Annotated in this window: 15 protein-coding genes; all 15 read right to left on the minus strand. The window is 34.7% G+C overall.

The features are described 5' to 3' along the window. Positions 1-381: 381 nt before the first annotated feature. On the minus strand, positions 382-1,629 hold the full coding sequence (locus GW534_RS01560; protein ID WP_161919296.1) for a competence/damage-inducible protein A: 1,248 nt from the start codon (positions 1,627-1,629) through the stop codon (positions 382-384). A gap of 29 nt (positions 1,630-1,658) precedes the next feature. Then, on the minus strand, positions 1,659-2,237 hold the full coding sequence (gene pgsA / locus GW534_RS01565; protein WP_161919297.1) for a CDP-diacylglycerol--glycerol-3-phosphate 3-phosphatidyltransferase: 579 nt from the start codon (positions 2,235-2,237) through the stop codon (positions 1,659-1,661). A gap of 140 nt (positions 2,238-2,377) precedes the next feature. Next, positions 2,378-3,298, minus strand: a complete 921-nt coding sequence (locus tag GW534_RS01570) for a helix-turn-helix domain-containing protein (RefSeq protein ID WP_161919298.1) — start codon at positions 3,296-3,298, stop codon at positions 2,378-2,380. A 19-nt stretch (positions 3,299-3,317) separates the two neighbouring features. Further along, positions 3,318-4,094 carry a DUF3388 domain-containing protein gene (locus tag GW534_RS01575; protein ID WP_407670429.1) on the minus strand — a complete coding sequence of 259 codons (777 nt, stop codon included), beginning with the start codon at positions 4,092-4,094 and terminating at the stop codon, positions 3,318-3,320. Between the two features lie 161 nt (positions 4,095-4,255). Then, positions 4,256-4,513: a DUF3243 domain-containing protein gene (locus GW534_RS01580; protein WP_161919299.1), complete on the minus strand. Its 258-nt coding sequence runs from the start codon at positions 4,511-4,513 to the stop codon at positions 4,256-4,258. A 118-nt stretch (positions 4,514-4,631) separates the two neighbouring features. Continuing rightward, on the minus strand, positions 4,632-5,363 hold the full coding sequence (gene ymfI, locus GW534_RS01585) for an elongation factor P 5-aminopentanone reductase (protein ID WP_246203843.1): 732 nt from the start codon (positions 5,361-5,363) through the stop codon (positions 4,632-4,634). A gap of 146 nt (positions 5,364-5,509) precedes the next feature. Continuing rightward, the gene (gene yfmH, locus GW534_RS01590; RefSeq protein ID WP_161919301.1) at positions 5,510-6,799 is read right to left on the minus strand and encodes an EF-P 5-aminopentanol modification-associated protein YfmH; all 1,290 of its coding nucleotides are present in this window, start codon (positions 6,797-6,799) and stop codon (positions 5,510-5,512) included. 2 nt (positions 6,800-6,801) lie between these two features. After that, entirely contained in the window at positions 6,802-8,067 is a 1,266-nt protein-coding gene (gene yfmF / locus GW534_RS01595; RefSeq protein WP_161919302.1) for an EF-P 5-aminopentanol modification-associated protein YfmF, read from the minus strand. 306 nt (positions 8,068-8,373) lie between these two features. Next, positions 8,374-9,345: an ABC transporter permease gene (locus GW534_RS01600; protein WP_161919303.1), complete on the minus strand. Its 972-nt coding sequence runs from the start codon at positions 9,343-9,345 to the stop codon at positions 8,374-8,376. Position 9,346: 1 nt separating this feature from the next. Next, positions 9,347-10,396 carry an ABC transporter permease gene (locus tag GW534_RS01605; protein WP_246203845.1) on the minus strand — a complete coding sequence of 350 codons (1,050 nt, stop codon included), beginning with the start codon at positions 10,394-10,396 and terminating at the stop codon, positions 9,347-9,349. Between the two features lies 1 nt (position 10,397). Then, on the minus strand, positions 10,398-11,966 hold the full coding sequence (locus GW534_RS01610; protein ID WP_161919304.1) for an ABC transporter ATP-binding protein: 1,569 nt from the start codon (positions 11,964-11,966) through the stop codon (positions 10,398-10,400). A gap of 328 nt (positions 11,967-12,294) precedes the next feature. After that, positions 12,295-12,717 carry a BMP family lipoprotein gene (locus tag GW534_RS01615; RefSeq protein WP_161919305.1) on the minus strand — a complete coding sequence of 141 codons (423 nt, stop codon included), beginning with the start codon at positions 12,715-12,717 and terminating at the stop codon, positions 12,295-12,297. 151 nt (positions 12,718-12,868) lie between these two features. Further along, the gene (locus tag GW534_RS01620; RefSeq protein ID WP_161919306.1) at positions 12,869-15,181 is read right to left on the minus strand and encodes an FtsK/SpoIIIE family DNA translocase; all 2,313 of its coding nucleotides are present in this window, start codon (positions 15,179-15,181) and stop codon (positions 12,869-12,871) included. Between the two features lie 145 nt (positions 15,182-15,326). After that, on the minus strand, positions 15,327-15,542 hold the full coding sequence (locus GW534_RS01625) for a YlzJ-like family protein (protein WP_161919307.1): 216 nt from the start codon (positions 15,540-15,542) through the stop codon (positions 15,327-15,329). Next, positions 15,539-16,282, minus strand: coding sequence for a ClpP family protease (locus tag GW534_RS01630; protein WP_161919308.1), 744 nt, complete (start codon positions 16,280-16,282; stop codon positions 15,539-15,541). The genes GW534_RS01625 and GW534_RS01630 overlap by 4 nt, the downstream gene beginning before the upstream one ends. Between the last annotated feature and the right edge of the window lie 40 nt (positions 16,283-16,322).

A 16,322-nucleotide genomic window follows, 5' to 3' on the forward strand; every position in this document is an offset into this window, starting at 1 on the left:
TAAAAAATGTACAGAACACCACTTTCCAGAACGATTTTTATACTTTTTTAAAAAATATATTAGAAAATAGAAATCAGGGGCTATCCTTAAAAGTCACTTTTCCAAACACTTTTGAAGTAATTCGTCGTTTCGTTGGCGGACGCGCATCCAGTGGCACGGCCTTAGCCTCCTCAACGCGCATGCTCGTTTGCGCAGGTCTATAGGCTCGTGTGCCTGACGCTTCGCTTTCGGCACAAAGGCTTTTGCTGTTCCCGCAGGACTCTGAATATGCTTCACTGATTCTGCACCGCAGGAAAAATGTGAAACATTTTTGCGACTCGCCGCCAACTCCACGTCAAAATGTCAGGTGTTGGACTTATTGGACAGCCCCTGATTCTATTGTCAATCGATTTCACGTAATGCATTGTAAACTAACCATGCACCATGTTTTACAGAACGTACACGAACAGATTCGCGATTACCAAATAAATTAACATAATAGCCTTTCGTTGGCTTATTTTTTACTGAAACTCCGATATAAACTGTACCAGGCTCTTTTCCTTCAAGACTACCTGGGCCAGCAACCCCTGTAAAACTTAGTCCGAAATCAGTATCCATTAATTTACGGACATTTTCCGCCATTTCTTTTGCACATTCTTCACTTACAACACCATGATTTTCTATCGTTTCTTTTTTCACGCCTAAATTGTTAATCTTTACTTCAGGAGCATATGAAACAATACCGCCTTTAAACCACTTGCTACATCCAGCAATGGATGTCACTTCTTCTTGGAATAAACCGCCCGTTAAACTTTCAGCTACTGCAAGAGTTAGATTTTTCTGCTGAAGTAATTTGCCCATTTCATTTACAATTGTAGTTTCATTATAGCCATATAAGTATTTACCAACACGGACTAAAATCTTTTCTTCCGTTTCATCGAGCAAATGTTTTCGTTCATCATCTAACGCATGTTTTGCTGTTATACGAACGGTTACTTCTCCATCAACAGCTAGCGGTGCAATCGTTGGGTTCGTTTGTGTATCAATTAAATCTTCAAGTTCTACTTCTAGTTTTGATTCACCAATTCCATAAAAACGTAACACCCGGGATTCAATCTGCTCAACATTTTCAATTCCTTTTAAAATTTCCGGAATTGCATATGTTGTAAACATCGGTTGCATTTCACTTGGTGGTCCTGGTAGTAATATATAAGTCCTATTATTTTTTGTTAAAAACATTCCTGGCGCCATTCCAGTATCGTTTGGTAAACATTGTGAACCAGAGAAAATTAACGCTTGCTTCTTATTGTTTTCAGTCATTGGCTGATTTCTTTTTGCAAAGAAGTTTTCTATTGAACGTAATGCTTTTTCATCATATTCGAGATTTACCCCTAAGTGGTTGGCTAATGTTTCTTTCGTTAAATCATCCTTTGTCGGTCCTAAACCGCCAGTAAAAATAATTAAGTCTGCCCTAGTTTCAGCGACTTTAACCGCATTTAATAGACGATTCGGATTATCACCTACTACAGTATGATAATAAACATTAATACCTATCTTTGCTAAATGTTCAGATATAAATTTAGCATTTGTATTTGTGATTTGACCAAGTAAAATTTCCGACCCGACCGCGATTATTTCGCCATTTTTCATATATTCCCCTCCTAAATATGAGCAAACGACTACTTCGACTGTGAAAATGCTTGTTTATTTTTCACAAAATAATCCAATCCAGACCATAATGTAAAGAATAATGCAACATACAACATAATATCAGCGAATGGAAAATTCATATAAGAAAATGGCACATTTTCCAATAGTAAAGTGATGATGGCAATAATTTGTGTCCATGTTTTTATCTTTCCGAGCATATTTGCTGCGACAACTTCTCCGCCCCCTGCTAAAATAAGTCGTAAACCAGTAACAGCAAATTCTCGGCTTATAATAAGTATGACTACCCAAGATGGTGCTAGTCCAATTTCAACTAATATGATAAAAGCACTAGACACTAACAATTTATCTGCCAATGGGTCTAAAAATTTCCCTAAATTTGTAACGAGATTGTATTTTCTCGCATAATATCCGTCAATCCAGTCTGTAGTTGATGCAATGATAAAAATTGCAGTTGCTATTAATTGTTCAACGGAAAGAAAAACATCGCCAAATTGGACTTCTCCCCATGGAAAATCGATAACCATAAAGATAACAAAAATCGGTATCATACATACACGTGCTAAACTAATTTGATTAGGTAAATTCATTTATTAACCTCCAAAATATCTAAGATGCTTTTTTAGTTTTCCATATTATAGAAACCATACTATACATTTTATAACTAAAGTTATCCAATGGCAAAAAATTTTACATTTAAACAGAAGAAAATAGTCATCTATTTTGATGACTATTGTTCTTCATCTTTTTTAAATTGAATAATAATGTTTTGCACTGTAGCATCGATTGCGTACTCTAATTTTTCACCATTTATGAATATCTCAGTAACCCCTGTTGCACCAATTCGTAAACGTGCTCCTTTTTCTTCTGTAAGATCATAGGTTTGTGGATTAGCTTCGGTTATAATTTCTTTAAAAAATTGTTTTTCTTTTTCTACATTATAAATTTCAACCCAGGACTCTCCACCAGGGGCAACTTTTACTTCTAACTCAAACTTGTCCGCATTCGACAATTCGTAAGTAGTTGTTGTTCCTTCTGTCGTCACAACAGAAATTTGTTGTGTTACTGTTTTATTTTCTTCCTCTAATTCCTCATTTGATGAGTTTTCATTTTCTGTCTTAGATTCAGATTTTGACTCATCAGATTCATCTTCTGTTGTATTTTTATTCTCACTTTCCATCGGTTCACCTACCTCATTATAACTTACCGATGGGGATTGCACCTCATCTTGTGAATTTGCTACATTTTTATTATCCATTGATTTTGTGAAGAAATACCAGCCAATCACGATAATTGCGATAATCAATAGAGCAGTTAATATTTTTGGTAATTTATCCATAAATTTTGAAGAATCTTTGGCAACTTTTGCCCGGGACTGCGTTCTTGAAAATTGCTCACTCGTCGATACTTCATGAACGGTTGGTATTTCATGACGAAACTCTTCAAAAAGTGATTCAGGTTCTAAGTCAACAGCTTCAGCATATTGTTTAATAAAAGCTCGTACATAAAACTTACCTGGAATCGCTTCATATTTTCCTTGTTCGATTCCTGCTAGATAGCGTTTTTGAATTTTTGTAATTTCTTGTAAATCATCTAATGATAGTCCTTTGGCTTCACGAGCCTCTTTCAATCGATTTCCCAATTCTGTCAATGGTAACACCTTCCATATATTAAAAATCAAATCCAAAAAATGTGTTTTGTTTGTTTACCATTTCATATGTAATTTCTTCATCCTGATTATTTCGTAATTCAATTATATAATCAAAATCTCTTAATGAGTATTCGCCTTTTTGCACGAATAAATCCGGATGTTCAACAACTTTTATTGCTGGTAATTGCATAATCTCACGAATGAGACTCCAATGTCTCTCATTTCCTCTTTTTAACGAAACAGCTCCGTCTATTAAAAAAACAGACTCAGTATCATATTCGCCCTCAATTAGTTTATCGCGAATCGTTTGTTTTAACAATGTTGAAGAGATAAAAATCCACCTTTTATTTGCTGATACACTGGCGGCAACTAAAGATTCTGTCTTACCGACCCGCGGCATTCCTCGAATTCCGATTAATTTATGTCCTTCTTCTTTAAATATTTCACTCATAAAATCAACTAATAAACCAATTTCATCACGAACAAATCGAAAAGTCCGTTTATCTTCTTCATCTCTTTGAATATAGCGACCATGGCGTACTGCTAACCGATCTCGCAAAGTCGGTTCTCGCAATTTTATGAGTCGAATTGTTTCCATCGTCCTTAAAATTGGTTCAAGACGCTGAATTCTTTCCTTGCTCGATAAAATTAACAGCCCTCTTCTCCCACGATCTACCCCATTGATTGTAATAATATTAATTGATAGCATACCTAATAAGGAGGAGATATCCCCAAGAAGCCCGGGTCTATTTATATTAATTTCATATTCTAAATACCATACTAACTTCTTTCCCACCATCGTCACCCAATTCTTTACACATTATCACTATATTAAATAATAAATGATTTTTGGTGGTTAGGAAAGATTTAACAATCATTTTCTAGTATTTGTAATAAAAATATCATAGAATAGCAATAATTCAGAATCTAATCAATGAAAAAGAGAGGTTTCCCTCTCTATTTAGAACCGTTATTTTGTACAAGTTTAACCATCACATTTGCAATCGCCTGTTGCTCTTCTTCGTTTGCGACTGACCATAAATCAGAAAGGACCCGTTGTTGTTCATTTTTCGGATCAACATTACTTGCTAAATAATCGCCGACTTCCTGGGCTAGATTATTAATGACTTCCTGATCCAATCCTGCTTTTTGTGCTTGATGTAACTTGTCACCTAAAAAATCTTTCCATTGTTCCCAGTTATTTAAAACTCCCATTCGTATTGAACCTCCTTTTAAGTGTTCAATACTATTTTGCTTAGGAGGAGAAAAATTATACTTTTGGAAAAAATAGTTTATGTAAAGATTTTTAGTTTATGTAAAGATTTTTTAGCAATTAAACATACCATCCACCATTTACACTAATCACTTGGCCAGTGATATAAGAAGCTTTGTCAGATAATAAATATTCTACTGCATCTGCTACTTCTTCAGCTTTACCGAGTCTAGAAAGAGGAATTTCATCTATTACAATTTCTAATTCCTCTTCATCTAAATTGTTAAGCATATCTGTTTGAATCGCTCCTGGAGCAACACAGTTAACCCGAATTCCACTTGGGGCAACTTCTTTACTTAACGCCTTTGCAAAACTGATTTGCCCGCCTTTTACAGCAGAATACACCGTTTCACAAGAAGCCCCTGTTAATCCCCAAATCGAGGATACGAAACAAATAGATCCGCTTTTTTGATGAATCATTTTTGGTAATAGATTTTTAGTAATAAATATTGGTGCAGTTAAATGAACAGAAATTAAATCGTGAATTTCTTCAGGTAGCATTGTTGTTAATACTTTACTGACAGCAATACCACAATTATGCACGATACCGTGTAATTGATAAATTTGTTGTGTTAGATGCTTACAACCTTCTTCCGATCGCACATCTGCTTGGATTGGGATAAACTCTCCTTTTGGATTGATGTTTTGTAATTCATCCATCAACTCTTCAATTGATTTATTATTTTTATTGTAATGTAAATATAGGGATTGACCTTTTTCTGCAAGTTTTTTAGCAATTGCTCGGCCGATCCCACCACTTGCACCAGTAATTAAAACAAAAGACTTTTGCAATATAACTCCCCCATAAGATTTTAAAATATTTTCAAGCATAATTCTATTATAAAATACTTTTAAATTTAAAATTCAAAATTTCAGAATTAAGCTTTAGTAAATAGAAAGAGGCCGTCTTAAGTGACTGCCTCTAGAATAACGAAATTTCAATTTTTCGGCAATACTTTACATACCGTTAAACGTTCTTCGGCAATTAATGTAGTTGCCACTTTTTTTACATCGTCAAACGTAATTTCTTCTAATATCGGTACTACTCGGAATAGATCCATTTCATTAAAAGCGTAACGTGTGAATTGATTTGCAATAAATTCTGGTGAGTTTAATGCTCGTAAAAAAGTACCAATTTTATGCTTTTTAATTCTTGTAAGTGCTGACTCTGATAGATTATCATGTGTTTTTGCCTTTAATAATATTTCCTTAATCTTACTTTCTAATTTATCTGGCTCAGTTGTATCACCACCAACTAACACAAAACCAAAGCTTTCTTCTTGAGTATAATCATAGGAGAATGAATCATCAATTAATCCTTCATCGTATAAATCCCGATAATTTTCTGAACTACGACTAAATAGTAAATCAAGTAGAAGTTGTGCAGATAATTCGGTTTTGAGCATTTTATCGCCCTTTTGATTAACGAAATTACCTTTTAGACCAACCATACATTTCGGTGTTTGAACATTCATTTTCAATACTTTTTCTTTTTCCGCTACGGTCTCAGGTTCATCATCGAAATAGCGACGTATTTCTGGCTGATCGGTAAAAGGTCGAGCAGCTTGGTCAACACGAATTGTATCAATCATTTCTTTCGGATCTACTGGTCCAACGACAAATAACAACATATTACTTGGATGGTAAAAAGTATTGTAACATTCATATAATAAGTCACTCGTTATATCGGCAATCGATTCAATAGTTCCCGCAATATCAATTTTTACAGGATGGTTATGGTACATATTTTCAATTGTGCCGAAATACAAACGCCAATCCGGATTATCATTATACATTTGAATTTCTTGACCGATGATTCCCTTTTCTTTTTCGACTGTTTGTTCAGTGAAGTACGGTTGTTGAACCATATCAATTAACGTTTTTAAATTTTCATATACATTTAAAGTTGACGAAAATAAATAAGCCGTACGTGTGAATGAAGTAAACGCATTAGCAGAGGCACCTTGTTTCGTAAATTGTTGAAACACATCACCGTCTTCTTTTTCAAACATTTTATGTTCAAGAAAATGGGCAATTCCATCCGGTACTATTTTATATTCATTACTACCTAATGGGACAAAATGATTATCGACAGAACCGTATTTTGTTGTAAAAGTTATAAAAGTTTTATTAAATCCCTTTTTCGGTAGACAATATACATCAAGACCATTATCAAGTTTTTCATAATATAATTCTTCGCCCAGTTGTTTAAATTCAATTTTCTCCATTCTCACGCCTCCATTCCTGACAAAAAGTAAACCGTATCGAGTTGAACTTTTTCACCAACTTTAAGGACGTCCTCTTTTTTTACATCATTAATTTTTTCTTTCCATAATTCTTCTGTCACTTTTGCTTGACTAATCACATTATGATACATTACTTCAATATAACCACGGGACGTATCTAAAGTTTCCATCATTTGGTTTTGAATCATTGCTTTCGTTTGAACTAATTCTGCGTCGGTAAACTCTCCGTTTTTCATTGCTTGTAATTGTTTTTTAATAATAGTTAATGCTTTTTCAAAATTTTTTGTTTCGATACCAGTCATAACCATCATTAACCCTTTATGACTTTCAAGGCGACTAGCTGCATAATAAGCTAAACTAGCTTTTTCCCTAACATTTACGAATAATTTTGAATGAGGGAAACCACCGAAAAGTCCATTAAATACTTGTAATGCAAAATAATCATCATCACCATAACTAACATTGGTACGTAAGCCAATATTTAATTTTCCTTGTGCCAAATCTTGCTTTTCGATAACTACATTCTCTTTTTCTATTTTGCGTTCAGAAGTTTTTGAAATATTTTTCGGTTTACGTTCAGCAAATTGTAACTTATCGTTAACAAGGGAAACTACTTCATTTTCGTCAAAATCACCGACAATAAATAAGTCAAGTTCATCTTCTGCTAAAGATTTTTTATAGTAGTTAAATAAGTTTTTAGCATTAATTTGATCAACGTCTTCGAGATAGCCGTTGACAGGAACAGAATAAGGTTCGTTTTTACACATTTCTTGGACTAACCGTAGGTTTGCATAACGCATTTTATCATCGAAAACAGCTTGAATCCGCTGTTTTAATGTACGTTTTTCTTTTTCAACAATTTGTTCGTCAAAGCTATCGTTATTTACCGTCTTTGGATTTAATAATATCTCAGCTAAAAGTGAAATGCCCTTTTTTAATAATTGTTCATCACTTTTTAAAAATTTTTCATTCGCTAGTTCCATCGTTATAGAAATAACATGATATTCTCCCTTTTTTTGGAGATCAACATATAAAACAGCCCCATACAACTCTTCTAAGTATGTACGTAATTCCATCACACTCGGATATGTAGTCGTTCCACTTTGTAATACGTGGGGTAATAAGGCACGAATCGTTGCATCTTCTTTAGTTAATGGTGTTTTCATTTTAAAAACAATTGTATTTGTTTTATATTTTTCAGTTTTTAATAAATGTAATTTCAGACCACCATTTACGACAATTTTCTCCATTATTTTCCTCCTGTCACCATTATTAAAATAGCGTTCAAAAATATAAAAAATTGAATAACGAGTTAGAATTAGGTGCTTTAATTTAGTTATGTATAATCTATCTACTTCGTATTCATTGTATACCCGTTTATTCGAAATCATTGACATAATTATGAAAGGGCTTTTTAAAACTATGTCTATTTTCACTATACATTTGTTAGTTTCAACATTTCAAGTTTTGGTGAGTTCTATCCATAAAAAAATCTGATCCCTCGTTAACAACTTCGTTTTCATTGCTAATGAGAAATCAGATTATTTTATTTAGTCTTATCTTTGACCTTTAATATAAGGTTGGTTTAATGCTTTAGGGGCTACTGATTTACCAATGAAACCAGCAATCGCTAAAATTGTTAATACATAAGGTAAAATGTATAGATAAACAGTTGGAATGTCTTGAACAAATGGGATGCTAGTTCCAACTACACTTAAGCTTTGAGCAAAACCGAAGAAAATTGCAGCTCCCATCATACCTAATGGATTCCATTTTCCAAAAATCATCGCAGCAATCGCCATGAAGCCTTGTCCACTAATAGTAGCTGCACTATAGTCCAATGTGATTGTTTGGGAGAAGATAGCACCACCGATACCACCTAATGCTCCAGAAATCATAACACCGATATAACGCATCCGATTTACTTTGATACCCATTGTATCTGCTGCAGTCGGATGTTCACCAACAGAACGGATACGTAAACCAAACGGTGTTTTAAATAATACAAACCAGCCTAAGATTGCAGCAAGTACTGCTAAATAGGACGTAATATAAACATTTTGAAAGAATAACGGTCCAAGTACTGGAATATCTTCTAGTACAGGTATATCAAAACGAGTAATTGTCTCTTGGATATAAGGTGTTTGACCTTTTCCATCAAATATTTTTTTAACTAAAAAGACAGTTGCACCAGCAGCTAACATATTTAAAGCTGTTCCGGCAATAATTTGATCTGACCGGAAAGTTACAGAAGATACTGCAAGTAATAATGAGAAAATACTTCCAATAACCATTGCTATAATAATAGCTACCCAAGGAGTCATTCCTTTAAATGTATCAGCTAACATTAAGTTTGTAATGATACCTGTAAATGCTCCTATTTGCATAATTCCCTCTAAACCGATATTCGTTACACCAGAACGTTCCGAAAATACTGCACCTAAGCCCGTAAAAATGAGCGGAGCAGCATAGGATAAGGAAGTATAAAATACGAAGGCTATAATACCAATCAGTCCTAGTTCCTCCATATTACTTCACTCCTTTCTTTTTGGAAAACTTTTCGTACAGCCATTGGAATAAATAGGCACTTGCAACGAAGAAAATAATAATCGCAATAATAATAGTAATCATTTCGGATGGTATTTGCGCAGGTGGGTTTGGCATATTCAATGAACCGTATTTTAACGCACCAAAAAGAATTGCACCGAAGACAACCCCAATTGGATGGTTAGCTCCTAGTACGGCAACAGCAATACCTTCAAACCCGATTCCTGTAGTACTTGTTTTCGTAGCTACATATTCAAATGTACCAAGTCCTTCCATCGCTCCAGCAAGACCAGCTAAAAAGCCGGAGATTACCATTGAAATAACAATATTACGTGGTACGTTCATTCCTGCATATTTAGATGCATCCTGGTTAAAACCAACCGCTTTTAACTCATAACCAAGTTTTGTTTTTTGTAAAATGAAATAAATAATAATTACAGCTAAAATTGCAATAAAAATTCCCCCGTGCATTCGAGAATACATCGTAATTTCTTCAAAGAAAGGAATACGTAATGATGCAGTTTCAGCAATCCGATCCGTTGTATCCTTACCAGCAATTCCACGAATTAATGCGTTTGTTACGTGCAATGCTACATAGTTTAACATAATCGTAACAACAACTTCGTTAACCCCTAGGCGAGCTTTTAAAATACCAGGAATAAATGCCCATAAAGCACCGGCTAGTCCCGCAACAAGAATTGCAAACGGGATATGAAGAACTGCTGGCATATCAAATGAAAGACCGACCCAAACGGCAGCGAACCAACCAACTATTAATTGTCCTTCAACCCCGATATTAAATAAACCTGTTTTAAACGCAAAGGCAACCGCTAAACCTGCCAATATGTAAGGTGTAATTTGTCGGACGGTTTCACCCATTACGTAAGGATCACCAAAAATCCCTTCCCATAATTGTGTATATCCAACGACTGGATCATATCCACTTACCATCATAATTATGGCACCAACAATTAAGCCGAGCACAATCGCTAAAACTGGAATTAATAACGAAATCAAACGCTTTTTATTCAATTTATTCACCTTCTTTCATAGATGGAGAATTTTTATCTCCGTCCACTTCATTGTTTTTCTTATTAATTTTTTGACCTGCCATTAGAAGTCCAAGTTCTTCTTCTGTTGTTTCCTTAGGATCAACGATATCAATGATTTGACCTTCGAAAATTACCGCAATTCGGTCACTAACATCCATAACTTCATCCAACTCAAAGGAAACGAGCAATACTGCTTTACCGTTATCTCTTTGTTCAATTAAGCGCTTATGAATAAATTCAATCGCACCAACATCAAGTCCGCGAGTCGGTTGAGCTGCAATTAGTAAGTCAGGATCTCTTTCAATTTCTCGTCCGATAATAATTTTTTGTTGGTTACCACCGGAAAGAGCACGAGCAGGAGTATACTCGCTTTGCGTACGAATATCATATTGTTCTATTAATTCACGTGCTTTCGAATAAATTTCTTTATGGTTCAGTACGCCCATATTTGAGAATGGTTTTTTATAGTACGTTTGTAACGCGACGTTTTCACCAACCGTAAAATTAAGAACAAGTCCATGGCGATGGCGGTCTTGTGGTATATGACCGACACCTGATTCTGTCACTTTACGTGGTCTCATATTTGTAATATCTTTTCCATTTAATTTAATTGTGCCACTTTCTGATCTACGAAGTCCTGTAATCGCCTCAATTAGTTCTGTTTGACCATTTCCGTCAACACCGGCAATACCTAAGATTTCACCACGACGAACTTCAAGATTAAGCTTGTTTACTTTTTCAGTACCACGATAATCTTTAACAACTAAATCATTTATCGATAGTACAGGTTCCTTTGGATTTGCTGGTGTTTTTTCTGTAGTAAAAACAACATCACGACCGACCATTAAACTAGCTAATTCTGTCGGATTTGTATCAGAAACATTTAACGTTTTGATTCCTTTACCACGACGAATTACTGTTACGCGATCGGCAACTTCCATAATTTCTTTTAATTTATGGGTAATTAAAATAATTGATTTACCCTCTTGAACTAATCGTTTCATAATTTCAATCAATTCAGAAATTTCTTGAGGTGTCAATGCAGCCGTAGGTTCGTCAAAAATTAAAATATCTGCACCACGATATAAAGTTTTTAAAATTTCAACACGTTGTTGCATACCAACAGATATATCTTCGACCATTGCATACGGATCAACATCTAAACCATACAAATTCGACAACTGCTTAATCTCTTCAGCAGCTTCTTTAATATTGATTCTTCCGCCTTTTGTTGGTTCTTTACCTAAAATAATATTTTCTGTCACACTAAATGTATCCACAAGCATGAAGTGTTGGTGGACCATCCCAATACCTAAGTCATTGGCAACGTTAGGGTCTGAAATTTCAACTCGTTTTCCTTTTACTCTAATTTCTCCCCCGTCAGGTTGATAAAGTCCAAATAAAACGTTCATTAAGGTTGATTTCCCAGCACCATTTTCACCTAGTAGTGCATGAATCTCCCCTTTTTTCAATTGCAAAGTGATATTGTCATTCGCAACGAAATTGCCGAATACTTTCGTAATATTCAACATCTCTATTACATATTCCACATCGGTACCCCCCACTCTAATCCTCAATATGTATGGTTAGATATTATTCTTATAATTATAAATTTTATGGTGCGAAAAAATTACCCATAAAAACTTTACCAAAAAAAACAAAAAATAGATACTTTTTTGTTAAAAAAGAACGTTATTTGTCAAAAATTGCAAACAAAATTTTTTCCAGAATAATCTGAAAATAAAGTATAAAAAATAATGTGCGAAAAGACACACATAAAAAAATAAACTTAAATAAATTTACTTTTTTATGTGCCACTTTGTAAAGATTGAGGATACAGCATTTGCCGTATCCCCTTTTTTTGATTTTAATTAATAATTATTGGTTTAAAAACTGTTCTAATTCAGTTTTGTTTCCAGGTGGTGTAATTTCACCGTTACGAATTTTATCTTCATAATCTTTAACGGCATCTAAAGTTTCTTGAGACATATTGTCACCAGTTGTTGCTAAACTAACACCATCTTCTGCAAGACCATATGTTGATAATTCTCCACCTGGGAAGTTACCTTCTTTTGATTTTATAATAATATCTTGTACAGCAACGTCTACACGTTTCATTGCAGATGTTAATGTAACGTTATGGTCACCAACTTGACCTTCTTCGTATTGGTCACTATCTACACCAATAACCCAAATGTTAGCTTCAGGATTTTGTTCTTTTCTTTCTTTTGCTTCAGCAAATACACCATTACCTGAACCACCAGCAGCGTGGAAGATGATATCAGCACCAGCTGTATACATTTGGTTAGCAATTTGTTTTTACACTAATTTAAAAATCGATAAGTAAAATTATTCTATTTAATTTCACAATAATATATTATCCCAAAATTATCATTATTTCTGAATATTGTATTGGTAGAAATTTTGTTATTTCAAAAAAGTTTATACTAGTTTATATGCTTTTTAATTCTTCATCATCTGGCTTCGGAATCAATACTTGTCGCGGTTTACTACCTTCATACGGACCGACGATTCCCCGTTTTTCCATCTCATCAATGAGTCGGGCTGCTCGAGTATAACCGATTCGAAATCTCCGTTGTAACATAGATACTGAGGCCGTTTGTAATTCAGCAACTAATTGTACCGCGTCTTCATATAATTCATCATCAACTTCATCCACCGCGTCCGATGTATCATCAGGAATCATTTCTTCTTGATATTGTGCTTGTTGTTGTTCCGTCACAAATTTAACGATTTCCTCAACTTCTTCATCGGATAAAAAAGCACCTTGTATTCGAACTGGTTTCGATCTACCAGCAGGAAGGAAGAGCATATCACCACGACCGAGTAATTTTTCCGCTCCACCCATATCAAGTATTGTTCTTGAATCTGTTTGTGAACTAACGGCAAAAGCAATTCGCGAAGGAATATTCGCTTTAATTACCCCTGTAATAACGTCGACAGATGGTCTTTGTGTTGCAATAATTAAATGAATACCAGCTGCACGAGCCATTTGCGCAAGTCTCGTAATAGCATCTTCTACATCAGAAGGTGCAACCATCATTAGGTCGGCTAATTCATCAACAATAACAACGATAAACGGTAACAACGGATGTTTTTCTCCTGTTGCAGCATTGTATTTACGAACATATTCGTTATAACCTTCAATATTTCTAGTTCCTGACTCCGAGAACAATTCATAGCGACGCTCCATCTCACTAACAACTTTTTTCAATGCCTGTGAGGCTTTTTTTGGATTTGTTACAACTGGAGCTAATAAATGCGGCACACCATTGTATACATTAAGTTCAACCATTTTCGGATCAATCATCATCATTTTTACTTCATGCGGTTTTGTACGCATTAATATGCTCGTAATAATACCGTTAACACAAACACTTTTCCCTGACCCGGTTGCTCCAGCAATTAATAAATGGGGCATTTTATTTAATTCCGCTAATACAGCATCACCAGTAATATCCCGCCCTAAACCAATCAAGAGTTTTTTATCAAGTCGATCGAAACTTCCCTCTAGTACTTCTCGCAAAGTAACAACAGCAATTTCCGAATTTGGTACTTCAATTCCAATCGCAGATTTTCCTGGAATTGGCGCTTCCATACGAATATCTTTGGCAGCTAAAGCTAAGGCTATATCATCTTGTAAACTAACGATTTTACTTACCTTAACGCCTACGTCAGGGTGGACTTCATATTTTGTTACTGCTGGACCGATATGAACTTGGGTCACACGGGCTTTTACACCGAAACTTTGGAATGTCCGCTCTAATTTTGCAGCATTCGCATGAACTAATTCATACTCCCCACTTTGGTCTGTTTGTCTTGGCAATTTTAATAGAGAAATAGGAGGTAGCTGATAATCAACATTTTCCACCTCTGAAAAATTCATCGGCATCGGTTCTGTATCTCCATCATCAGCTTCCTTCTCCTCCTCAATAATTGGCTCAATTTCTTCAACTTCCACTTCTCGCTTCGTTCTCTCAGCAAAGTTAGAAATAATTGGCTCATCAATTACGTCTTCATCGTAACTGTCTGTATCGAACTGTTCTGTTTCAATCGGAGTTTCTTCTTTTTTCTTTTCCTCTTCTACTAAACGTTCTTCACGTTTCTCTTTCCATTTTTGTACGTCACCTTTAATTTCACTCGTTGTTTTAATTAAAAATGATTTTGTCTTATCAATCGTCTTATGTAAAAATTCACTAAAGGATTTTCCTGTAAGAAGAAGTAAGCCAACTATAATGGCTACATAAGCAAACATTTTTGCACCGGTAAAATCAAACAACACAAACAGTAGTGCAAAAGAAATAGCACCAATCATTCCGCCACCTAAATCGACGGTTGAGCTTTGACTTAATAAGTCATCCCAAAACAATTCCCAAGTGTTTTTTATTACACTTGGACTTTGTAACACGCCTTGATTTACTAATGGATTAAACAATGCAATATGAGTTAATAGTAATATTGCGATAAAAATAGTATAAATACCTACGAGCCGTCGATTTGAAAACTTTGGCCATTCCCGTTTCCAAATTAAGAACACACTTAAAACAATTAAACCTAACGGTAAAATAATATACCATTCACCAGCTAGAAACCTGAAAAAGTGGACAAGGCCCCTTCCTACTAAACCTAAATTTAAAATTGCAATAATTGATAAAGCTAGTAATATGAGTGAACCAGCTTCAAATTTTATCGTTTGTTTTAATTTTGCTTGGCTCTTCGTTCTTCTTTTTTTTCTTTTTACCATATGGATCACCCAAACTTTCTAATCAAAAGAATAAGGCTGTCTACAGCGCATGATTAAACTAGACCCTGTTGGACAGCCTCTTTTCGTTATTATATCATAATAGACTTTTTTAGTAATAATTAACATAAAAACATGTAAAATCTTTTTACCACATGCGTAATGTAGCACCTGGGTAAATATCAGAATGCAAAAAATGATTGGGATTCGTGCTCATTATTTTTGTTACTTGCCATACTTCATTGTTTAGGGGTTGAGCTGCAACGGGAATTCCTGCGTACATAAAGATTTGTTCACTCGTTTCTTCAGAAACTTCAGCTGATTGAAAAATTAGTTCTCCGGGTACGATTGTATGTAAAATCATTGCACAAGCCTCCCCCCATCTTCACTTTTCTTTTTCAATTCAATTAATTCATTTAATTTTTTCATTGCTTCACCGATGCCACCAACTTCATCTATTAATCCATATTTAACTGCATCTGTTCCAACAACATTTGTCCCGATATCTCTAGTTAAATTTCCTTTAGCAAACATTAAATCTTTGAACGTCTCTTCAGGAATTTTCGAATGTTTTGTAACAAAGGAAATGACACGATCTTGCATTTTATCCATATATTCAAAGGTTTGCGGAACACCAATTACTAGGCCGGTTAATCGTATCGGGTGAATTGTCATTGTTGCCGTTTCTGCTATAAAACTATAATCACAACTAACGGCAATTGGTACACCTATAGAATGTCCTCCACCAAGAACAATGGATACAGTTGGTTTGGATAGTGATGCTAACATTTCAGAAATGGCTAGTCCTGCTTCAACATCTCCACCAACTGTATTTAATACGACGAGTAGTCCTTCAATATTTGGGTTTTGTTCAATTGCGACGATTTGCGGGATAACATGTTCATATTTCGTTGTTTTATTTTGCGGAGGTAATTGCATATGTCCTTCAATTTGACCAATAATAGTTAAACAATGAATATTAGTATCTTTCGTCATCTGTGGTGTATTTGTTTGACCGAGTTGCTGAATTTTTTCAAGTAATGGACTTGCTGATTTTTGTTCGTCCTTTTGTGGTAATTCTTGTTTATTTTTATTATCGCTCATAACAAAAAAACTCCTTCCAAACATGATATTTTTATTATGA

The organism is Pallidibacillus pasinlerensis (assembly GCF_009996845.1).
Taxonomy (GTDB): Bacteria; Bacillota; Bacilli; order Bacillales; family Caldibacillaceae; genus Pallidibacillus; species Pallidibacillus pasinlerensis.

Excerpts from the sequence above, each read along its gene's own strand:
- GW534_RS01560 (WP_161919296.1), bottom strand. The coding sequence starts at position 1,629 with ATGAAAAATGGCGAAATAATCGCGGTCGGGTCGGAAATTTTACTTGGT.
- pgsA (WP_161919297.1), bottom strand. The coding sequence starts at position 2,237 with ATGAATTTACCTAATCAAATTAGTTTAGCACGTGTATGTATGATACCG.
- GW534_RS01580 (WP_161919299.1), bottom strand. The coding sequence starts at position 4,513 with ATGGGAGTTTTAAATAACTGGGAACAATGGAAAGATTTTTTAGGTGAC.
- yfmH (WP_161919301.1), bottom strand. The coding sequence starts at position 6,799 with ATGGAGAAAATTGAATTTAAACAACTGGGCGAAGAATTATATTATGAA.
- yfmF (WP_161919302.1), bottom strand. The coding sequence starts at position 8,067 with ATGGAGAAAATTGTCGTAAATGGTGGTCTGAAATTACATTTATTAAAA.
- GW534_RS01600 (WP_161919303.1), bottom strand. The coding sequence starts at position 9,345 with ATGGAGGAACTAGGACTGATTGGTATTATAGCCTTCGTATTTTATACT.
- GW534_RS01615 (WP_161919305.1), bottom strand. The coding sequence starts at position 12,717 with ATGTATACAGCTGGTGCTGATATCATCTTCCACGCTGCTGGTGGTTCA.
- GW534_RS01620 (WP_161919306.1), bottom strand. The coding sequence starts at position 15,181 with ATGGTAAAAAGAAAAAAAAGAAGAACGAAGAGCCAAGCAAAATTAAAA.
- GW534_RS01625 (WP_161919307.1), bottom strand. The coding sequence starts at position 15,542 with ATGATTTTACATACAATCGTACCCGGAGAACTAATTTTTCAATCAGCT.
- GW534_RS01630 (WP_161919308.1), bottom strand. The coding sequence starts at position 16,282 with ATGAGCGATAATAAAAATAAACAAGAATTACCACAAAAGGACGAACAA.